This window comes from Leisingera sp. (assembly GCF_034669605.1).
Taxonomy (GTDB): Bacteria; Pseudomonadota; Alphaproteobacteria; order Rhodobacterales; family Rhodobacteraceae; genus Leisingera.
On record NZ_JAXMOX010000219.1, the window covers coordinates 1 to 7,038 of the forward strand.

Below are 7,038 nucleotides of genomic sequence, written 5' to 3' on the forward strand. Positions count from 1 at the left end.
GCTCCGACCCTAGGGAATGCGGTGTCAATCTGGGCTGTATCCAAGGCGCCAATCCGCGGACGCACGCGCAAACCGATGGCGAGATCGCCTGGAACGACGGTGTTAACCATCCGTCAGACCAACAATAGCCTTCCGCCCGGCCTTAATAACCTGAAACGAAAAACGCGGCCCAGAGGCCGCGTTTCAAATCGTCGGGTTTCCGGGCTGGTTCAGCCGCGGATCACCTTTGCGAAGTTATCGAAGATCGGCTCGTTCGCGCAGACCACGCTGCCGCTGTCGATAATGCCCGCCTCGGGGTCGATCGCCTCGGCAAAGCCACCGGCCTCTTTCACAATGATGATGCCCGCGGCCAGGTCCCAGGCGTTCAGGCGGCGTTCCCAGAAACCCTCGTAACGGCCGGCGGCCACATAGGCCATGTCCAGCGCGGCAGAGCCCCAGCGGCGCACACCGGCACAGGCCGGCATCAGCCGGGCCAGGTCCTGCAACGTCAGCGGCAGATCGGCGCGGCCGCCGAACGGCACGCCGGTGGCAAAAATGGACTCGATCATCCGGTGGCGGCCCGACACGCGGATCCGGGTATCGTTCATCCAGGCACCGGCGCCCTTCTCGGCAAAGAACATCTCGTCCTTGGCAGCGTCATAGACCACGCCCGCGACGATTTTGCCCTTATGCTCCAGCGCAATCGAGATCGCCCAATGCGGCAGCCCATGCAGGAAATTCGTGGTGCCGTCCAGCGGGTCGACGATCCAGCGGCGGGTGGGATCCTCGCCCTCTTCCTCGCCGCCTTCCTCGGCCAGCCAGCCATAGGTCGGGCGCGCGTTGCGCAGCTCTTCCTTGATGATTTTTTCAGCGGCGATGTCAGCCCTGGAGACAAAGTCGCCGGCGCCTTTCATCGACACCTGCAGATTCTCCACCTCGCGGAAGTCTTTCACCAGGGAACGGCCAGCCTTGCGGGCGGTCTTGATCATCACATTGAGGTTTGCGCTGCCAATCATATCTGCAGTATCCTGTCACGTCGGGGAGATGCCGGTCAAACCGTGCCTATACGCCCCCTGCCCGCAGTTGCCAAGGGGCTTTGCCGCAAAGTGCCCAACCGCTTTGACACCCGGTTACCTTCTCAGGAGCGGTTGAAATCCTGCGTCATGACGCCCAGAGTTTGACAAAATCAGATCAAGGAACAGCTCATGTCCGACCAGATGCAGCGTATCGTGCTGGCCAGCCGCCCCGAAACCCAGGCCAGCGAAGACAACTTCCGTCTTGAGGTTGCCGGCTTGCCCCAACCCGGCGACGGCGAAGTGATCGTAAAAGTCCACTATATGTCGCTGGACCCCTATATGCGCGGACGCATGAATGCGGGAAAATCCTATGCCGCACCGGTCGAAATCGGGGACACTATGACCGCAGGCGGTGTTGGCGAGGTGATGGCCTCAAACAGTCCGGATTTTGTTCCCGGCGACTTTGCTCTGGGCATGTTCGGCTGGGCCAGCCATGCCTGCATCCGGGCCTCGGAGATCCGCAAGCTGGACCCGCAGATGGCTCCGCTTACGACGGCGCTCGGCGTTCTTGGCATGCCGGGGTTTACCGCCTGGCATGGCTTGCAGGCCTATGGCCGTCCCAAGGCCGGCGAAACCCTGGTGGTTGCCGCGGCCACCGGCCCTGTCGGGTCGATGGTGGGGCAGTTGGCGAAACAGGCGGGGCTGCGGGTGGTCGGCATCGCGGGCGGCGAAGACAAATGCAAACTGGCAGTGGAGACATTCGGCTTTGACAGCTGTCTCGATCACCGCGCCCTGGGCTCAGCCGAGGCGCTCAGCGCGGCATTGGCGGCCGCCTGCCCGGAGGGGATCGACATCTACTATGAAAACGTCGGCGGCAAGGTTCTGGAAGCGGTGCTGCCGTTGATGAACAGCTTCGGTCGAATTCCTGTCTGCGGCATGATCGCTTGGTACAACAGTGCGGAAACAGAGCTGACGGCCCCCGCCATCTGGCGTTCCGTGCTGACCAAATTCCTGTCCGTGAACGGCTTCATCATCTTCAACCACTACGACCGTTACCCGGAATTCCTGCAACAGGTCGCGCCCAAGATCGCCAGCGGCGAGATCAAATATCTGGAAGACATCGCCGAGGGGCTGGAGAACGCGCCCAAAACCTTCCTGTCGATGATGCAGGGCGGCAATACCGGCAAGCAGATCGTCAAGCTGGTCTAGGCCCCGCGCCCGCTTGCCAGTATCACGCCACCGCGCGGAGCGGGCACGGAAGCCGGAACGGCGCCCGGCCGCTCCGCACCCTGTCAAACATGCTGCAGCTTGCGGGCTTCGACCTTGGCCAGGCGGATCAGCTCCTGCATGTAAGGTTTCTCGCGGTCCTCGGCCCGGATCGCTGCATAGAGCCTGCGGCTGATCCCCGATTTTGTCAGCGGCCGTGTCACATAGTCCGAGGAATATTTCACCTCCCGAACCACCCAGTCCGGCAGCACTGATACGCCGCGGTTTGATGCCACCAGCAGCAGGATCACCGCCGTCAGCTCCACCTGGCGGATCGAGGCAGGCTCAACCCCCGCCGGGATCAACAGCTGGCTGAACACATCCAGCCGGGTCTTTTCCACCGGATAGGTGATCAGATTCTGGCCAATGAAATCAGCAGCTTCAACAAAGGGTTTCTCTGCGAGGGGATGCTGGGCCGAGGCGACAAACACGGCATTGTAATCAAACAGCTCAATAAACTCGACGCCGGCAATGTCCTCGGGATCGGAGGAGACCACCAGATCCACCTCCTCCTTTTGCAGCGCAGGCAGCGCATCAAAGGCGAGGCCAGGGCGGATATCCACATCCACATCGCCCCAGTTTTTGCGGAACCCCTCCAGCACCGGAAACAGCCACTCGAAACAGGCGTGGCACTCGATGGCGATATGCATGCGCCCGGTGTGCCCGTCGCGCAGGGAGGAAAACTCCGCTTGTGCTGCTTCAAGTTGCGGCAATACCTGCTCGGCCAGCCGCAACAGGCGCTTTCCCGCCGGTGACAGTTTCATCGGCTTGGAGCGCCGGATGAACAGTTCGACGCCGGCTTGCTCCTCCAGCCCCTTCACCTGATGGCTCAGCGCGCTTTGGGTTATGTTCAGCTGATCCGCGGCACGGGCCAGCCCGCCAGCCTCGTGAATGGCCTTGATGGTGCGGAGGTGACGGAACTCAATATGCATTATTCGATTGCGCTCATGTTGTTCTTGAGGATTATGAAATTGTCTCACAATGCTGCGCATGCAACAAGAGGTGAAATCAACCTAGCGAGAGACCTGAGATGACGACGCCCAAGATTTCCTTTGAATTCTTTCCGCCGCAGAATCTCGAAGCCTCCTTCCGGCTTTGGGACACCGTGCAAGTCCTCGCCCCGATGGACCCGCGGTTTGTGTCCGTAACCTATGGCGCAGGCGGCACCACCCGCACGCTGACCCGCGATGCGGTGGCTGCCCTGCACAAATCCTCCGGTCTGAATGTCGCCGCGCATCTCACTTGCGTGAATGCTTCCAAGGCCGAAACGCTGGAGATTGCCGACCAGTTCGCCGAAGCCGGCGTGTCCGAGATTGTCGCCCTTCGCGGCGATCCGCCCAAGGGCGAAGGCAAATTCATGCCGCACCCCGACGGTTTTGCCAATTCGGTGGAGCTGATCAAGGGGCTGGCCTTGCGCGGCAATTTCAACATCAAGGTCGGCGCCTACCCGGACCGCCACCCGGAAGCCGCGGATCAGGCCGCGGATGTGGAATGGCTGAAGCGCAAACTGGATGCCGGCGCGGATGAGGCGCTGACCCAGTTCTTCTTTGAGGCCGAGACCTTCTTCCGCTTCCGCGATGCCTGCGAAAAGGCCGGTATCGACAGCAGCAAGCTCACCCCCGGCATCCTGCCGATCGAGAACTGGAAGGGCGCGCGCAACTTTGCCAAGCGCTGCGGCACCATCATCCCTCAATGGGTCGAAGACGCCTTTGACAAGGCCCTGCGCGACGACCGCGAGGAACTGCTGGCCACCGTACTTTGCACCGAACTGTGTTCGGATCTGCTGGAGGGCGGTGTGGACAAGCTGCATTTCTACACGCTGAACCGCCCCGAGCTGACCCGCGATGTGTGCTTTGCCCTGGGTGTCACACCCAAGGTTTCGCTTCAGAACGTGGCGTAAGCCTTGCGGGCCCCGGCGCGCGGTTTCTAATGGAGGGAATTTCCCCGCCAAGGACCCGCGCGCCATGATTTATGCTGACAAACCTGCCGACCTGCTGACAGTGGAGCAGATCACCCGGATTTCCGGTCTTGATTTCATGCAGGGTATCCTGGACGGCCGCTTGCCCGGCCCCCCGATCGCAGCAACGCTGGGCTATCATCTGCACAGCGTCGAAGAGGGTCAGGTTGTGTTTCGCGGCACGCCGGAATTCCCGGTCTGCAACCCGATGGGCACCGTGCATGGCGGCTGGTACGGCACGCTGCTGGACAGCGCCATGGCCTGCGCGGTGATGACCAAAGTGCCTGCGGGGTCGGTCTATACAACGCTGGAATACAAGATCAACATTCTGCGGGCGATCCCGCTGGGCACCCCCATCGACTGCAGCGGCACCATCGACCACGTGGGCCGTTCCACCGGTGTCGCGCATGGTGAAATCCGCGGGCTGCAAGACGGGCGGCTTTATGCCACCGGCTCCACCACCTGCATCGTGATGCAGGCAGCCCCGGGCTGACCCGCCTTCCGGGCTTGCCCGCTGCCTGCATCCGGCTATGCTTCTTCCCAGCTGCCGGACGACCGGAAAGAGGGCTGATCATGCCGCCAAACAGTTTCGGCCGGGCCGCCACTGCCCGTATTCAAATTCTGGCTCCTGCCAAGGAGCTGGATTTCCTGGATACGCAATCCATCGTTCTGCCCGTCCCTGTCACTCCGCTGGCGGCCTGGAACATCATGCACGCGCGGCCACCGCCTGGCATGAACCTAGCTGTCCGGCTGCGCGACGCGATTTCAGCCTGTTTCGGGGTCAAAGGCATCGGCGCCATCAGCCGCACGCCAAAAGCGGCGGTCAAAACAGGTGATAAGCTGGATTTTTTTCTGGTGGAGGCCCTGTCGGATGAGGTTCTGACCCTGACCGTCCGGGACCGGCATCTGGATGTGATGACCTGCGTTTCCTCCAACAGCGGTGTGTTGTCGGTGACATCGTCCGTCAAGACGCACAATCTGTTCGGCCGGGTCTATATGATCCCGGTCCGCCCCGCCCACAGGCTGATCGTGGCCCGGACGCTGAAACGTCTGCAGCAAGAACTTGCGCGGCGGGCGCTTGGCGGCTAATCGTCATTGCCGCCATGACCGTTTCGCTCGGGACAGGCTTTGCGACCGGGCCCGGTTGCCTGGCTGGCGGGGGTTAAACCCGGCTGCGCCGGGGCATCAGGTCTTCGAGAACATGGCCAGCCAGCCGCCACCCTCAGCGGCCCCCTGCTTGCCGCCATCGACGCTGCTGTGCAAACGCTCGCTGCCGTCCAGACCAACCCGGCGGCGGCTGCGCAGCAGGAAAATCTTGCCCCATCCGCACCAGGTGCCAACAGAAGGTGCATTTGGATCCACCGGATACCGCATACGCCAGTCCAGCGGCAGCGGCAGACCGCGGTCCTCGGCCTTCTCCAGCATCCACACCAGCGGAATGTTTGCCTTGGGGCGGGCCTCTTCAAATCCGCCAAGCTGGCCGCCGACGTCGCCATGGGCGCCGCGGAACCAAACCTGTTCCACATGACCGCGCCAATCCTTGGGGCAATCCCACAGCACCGGATTGAAAACATCGCGGGTCTCGTCCAGCGCCAGCGCGTGGTAGCCGCTTTTGACGTGGTGGCCCAATTGGTGGTTGTGGAAATTGTGCCGGTTCTCCGCCCAGCGCCACAGCAACGGCAAACGCAGCCCCAAAGCCTTGACCGTGTCCCAGACGCCGACCATCTCAATCCCGACCTCTTCGTGGCAATGCGCCGCGGTGAAGGCACCCGATGACTTTGACCGCCCGTTCAGGCGGTAATGCCGGTAGGCGGTGCGAATGTTGCGCACCGTTGCATGTTCCGCCTTCAAAAGGCCGATCCGGTCGATCACACCGGCCAGCGAGCGCACTGCATAGGCGCCGCGGGAATAGCCGAACAGAAAGATCCGGTCGCCGGGACGGTAGCGGGAGGCAAGATATCCATAGGCCCAGCGGATCTGGCGGTTGATGCCGCGCCCCATCATCACGTCCGGCGCACTGCCCCAGCCTTTCCACTGCACGCCGGATTCATAAAAAATCGAGACCTCGCCGCTCATTTCACGGCACAGCCGGAACAGCTGGCCGGCATGAGTTTCATTGCCCTCATCCAGGGTCGACATGGTGCCGTCCAGGATAATCACATGGGCCTGCGGCCCGCGCAGCTTGGTTTCGCCGGAATGCACCGAGCGCAGCGGCCGGCCAAGCCACTCAAGAACCTTTTTACTCAGCTGCGTCAGAAACATCCCTAAGCACTTCCCAAACTCTCTGCGGGGTGAACGGCATGTCCACCTGCCGCACACCACGGTCCCAGACCGCGTCCTGCACCGCATTGGCGACCGCCGCCAGCGCGCCGACGGTGCCCGCCTCGCCGCAGCCCTTCATTCCCATCGGGTTCTGGGTCGACGGCACGGGCTCGGAGGTAAACCCAATCATGGGGAGGCCGCTTGCGCGCGGCAAGGCATAGTCCATGAACGAAGCTGTGAGCAGCTGTCCGTCTGAATCGTAGACAACCCGCTCCAGCATGGCCTGTCCCAGCCCCTGCGCCACCCCGCCATGCACCTGGCCCTCGGCCAGCAGCGGGTTGATCAGATTACCGAAATCGTCGACTACAGTGTAGCGCTCAACGGTGGAATTCCCAGTCTCCGGATCAATCACAACCTCGGCAACATGGGCGCCATTGGGAAACGAACGTCCCGGCAGCCTGGCCCGCGCCGCGTGGCGCTGCAGATCGAGCCGCCCTTGCGCGCGGGCCATCTCTGCCGCTTCCAGCATGGTGGGGGTCAGATTGGAACCCGGAGATC

8 protein-coding genes and 1 pseudogene are annotated in these 7,038 nt (G+C 62.4%); 5 read left to right on the top strand and 4 right to left on the bottom strand.

Annotation, left to right across the window (positions count from 1 at the left end):
• A pseudogene (locus VOI29_RS20760) lies at positions 1-128 on the top strand (GFA family protein); the annotation flags it as partial.
• Positions 129-209: 81 nt separating this feature from the next.
• On the opposite strand, the gene VOI29_RS20765 reads toward VOI29_RS20760, so the two are convergent.
• Complete coding sequence (locus tag VOI29_RS20765; protein ID WP_323783240.1) at positions 210-995, bottom strand: inositol monophosphatase family protein; 786 nt, start codon at positions 993-995, stop codon at positions 210-212.
• Between the two features lie 189 nt (positions 996-1,184).
• Here VOI29_RS20765 and VOI29_RS20770 point away from each other — a divergent pair, with 189 nt between their 5' ends.
• Positions 1,185-2,204, top strand: coding sequence for an NADP-dependent oxidoreductase (locus VOI29_RS20770; RefSeq protein WP_323783243.1), 1,020 nt, complete (start codon positions 1,185-1,187; stop codon positions 2,202-2,204).
• An 83-nt stretch (positions 2,205-2,287) separates the two neighbouring features.
• On the opposite strand, the gene VOI29_RS20775 is transcribed toward VOI29_RS20770, so the two are convergent.
• Positions 2,288-3,193: a LysR family transcriptional regulator gene (locus VOI29_RS20775; RefSeq protein ID WP_323783246.1), complete on the bottom strand. Its 906-nt coding sequence runs from the start codon at positions 3,191-3,193 to the stop codon at positions 2,288-2,290.
• Between the two features lie 98 nt (positions 3,194-3,291).
• Between VOI29_RS20775 and metF the strand changes: the two genes are divergently transcribed.
• The 3 genes from metF to VOI29_RS20790 all read left to right on the top strand — a co-directional run bounded on the left by metF (position 3,292) and on the right by VOI29_RS20790 (position 5,307).
• Positions 3,292-4,161 (top strand): methylenetetrahydrofolate reductase [NAD(P)H], encoded by an 870-nt coding sequence (metF, locus tag VOI29_RS20780; RefSeq protein WP_323783250.1) that lies wholly within the window; start codon positions 3,292-3,294, stop codon positions 4,159-4,161.
• A gap of 64 nt (positions 4,162-4,225) precedes the next feature.
• The gene (locus VOI29_RS20785; RefSeq protein ID WP_323783254.1) at positions 4,226-4,711 is read left to right on the top strand and encodes a PaaI family thioesterase; all 486 of its coding nucleotides are present in this window, start codon (positions 4,226-4,228) and stop codon (positions 4,709-4,711) included.
• Between the two features lie 80 nt (positions 4,712-4,791).
• Positions 4,792-5,307: a DUF2867 domain-containing protein gene (locus tag VOI29_RS20790; protein WP_323783257.1), complete on the top strand. Its 516-nt coding sequence runs from the start codon at positions 4,792-4,794 to the stop codon at positions 5,305-5,307.
• Between the two features lie 96 nt (positions 5,308-5,403).
• Here VOI29_RS20790 and VOI29_RS20795 read toward each other — a convergent pair whose 3' ends face one another.
• On the bottom strand, positions 5,404-6,480 hold the full coding sequence (locus VOI29_RS20795; protein ID WP_323783260.1) for a DUF2235 domain-containing protein: 1,077 nt from the start codon (positions 6,478-6,480) through the stop codon (positions 5,404-5,406).
• A partial coding sequence (locus VOI29_RS20800) for a xanthine dehydrogenase family protein molybdopterin-binding subunit (RefSeq protein ID WP_323783263.1) occupies positions 6,458-7,038 on the bottom strand: 581 nt, incomplete at its 5' end. The genes VOI29_RS20795 and VOI29_RS20800, both read right to left, overlap by 23 nt.

Bases quoted from the DNA above. Each gene is read 5' to 3' on its own strand.
- VOI29_RS20785 (WP_323783254.1), top strand. From the start codon at position 4,226: ATGATTTATGCTGACAAACCTGCCGACCTGCTGACAGTGGAGCAGATC.
- VOI29_RS20765 (WP_323783240.1), bottom strand. From the start codon at position 995: ATGATTGGCAGCGCAAACCTCAATGTGATGATCAAGACCGCCCGCAAG.
- VOI29_RS20775 (WP_323783246.1), bottom strand. From the start codon at position 3,193: ATGCATATTGAGTTCCGTCACCTCCGCACCATCAAGGCCATTCACGAG.
- metF (WP_323783250.1), top strand. From the start codon at position 3,292: ATGACGACGCCCAAGATTTCCTTTGAATTCTTTCCGCCGCAGAATCTC.
- VOI29_RS20790 (WP_323783257.1), top strand. From the start codon at position 4,792: ATGCCGCCAAACAGTTTCGGCCGGGCCGCCACTGCCCGTATTCAAATT.
- VOI29_RS20770 (WP_323783243.1), top strand. From the start codon at position 1,185: ATGTCCGACCAGATGCAGCGTATCGTGCTGGCCAGCCGCCCCGAAACC.
- VOI29_RS20795 (WP_323783260.1), bottom strand. From the start codon at position 6,480: ATGTTTCTGACGCAGCTGAGTAAAAAGGTTCTTGAGTGGCTTGGCCGG.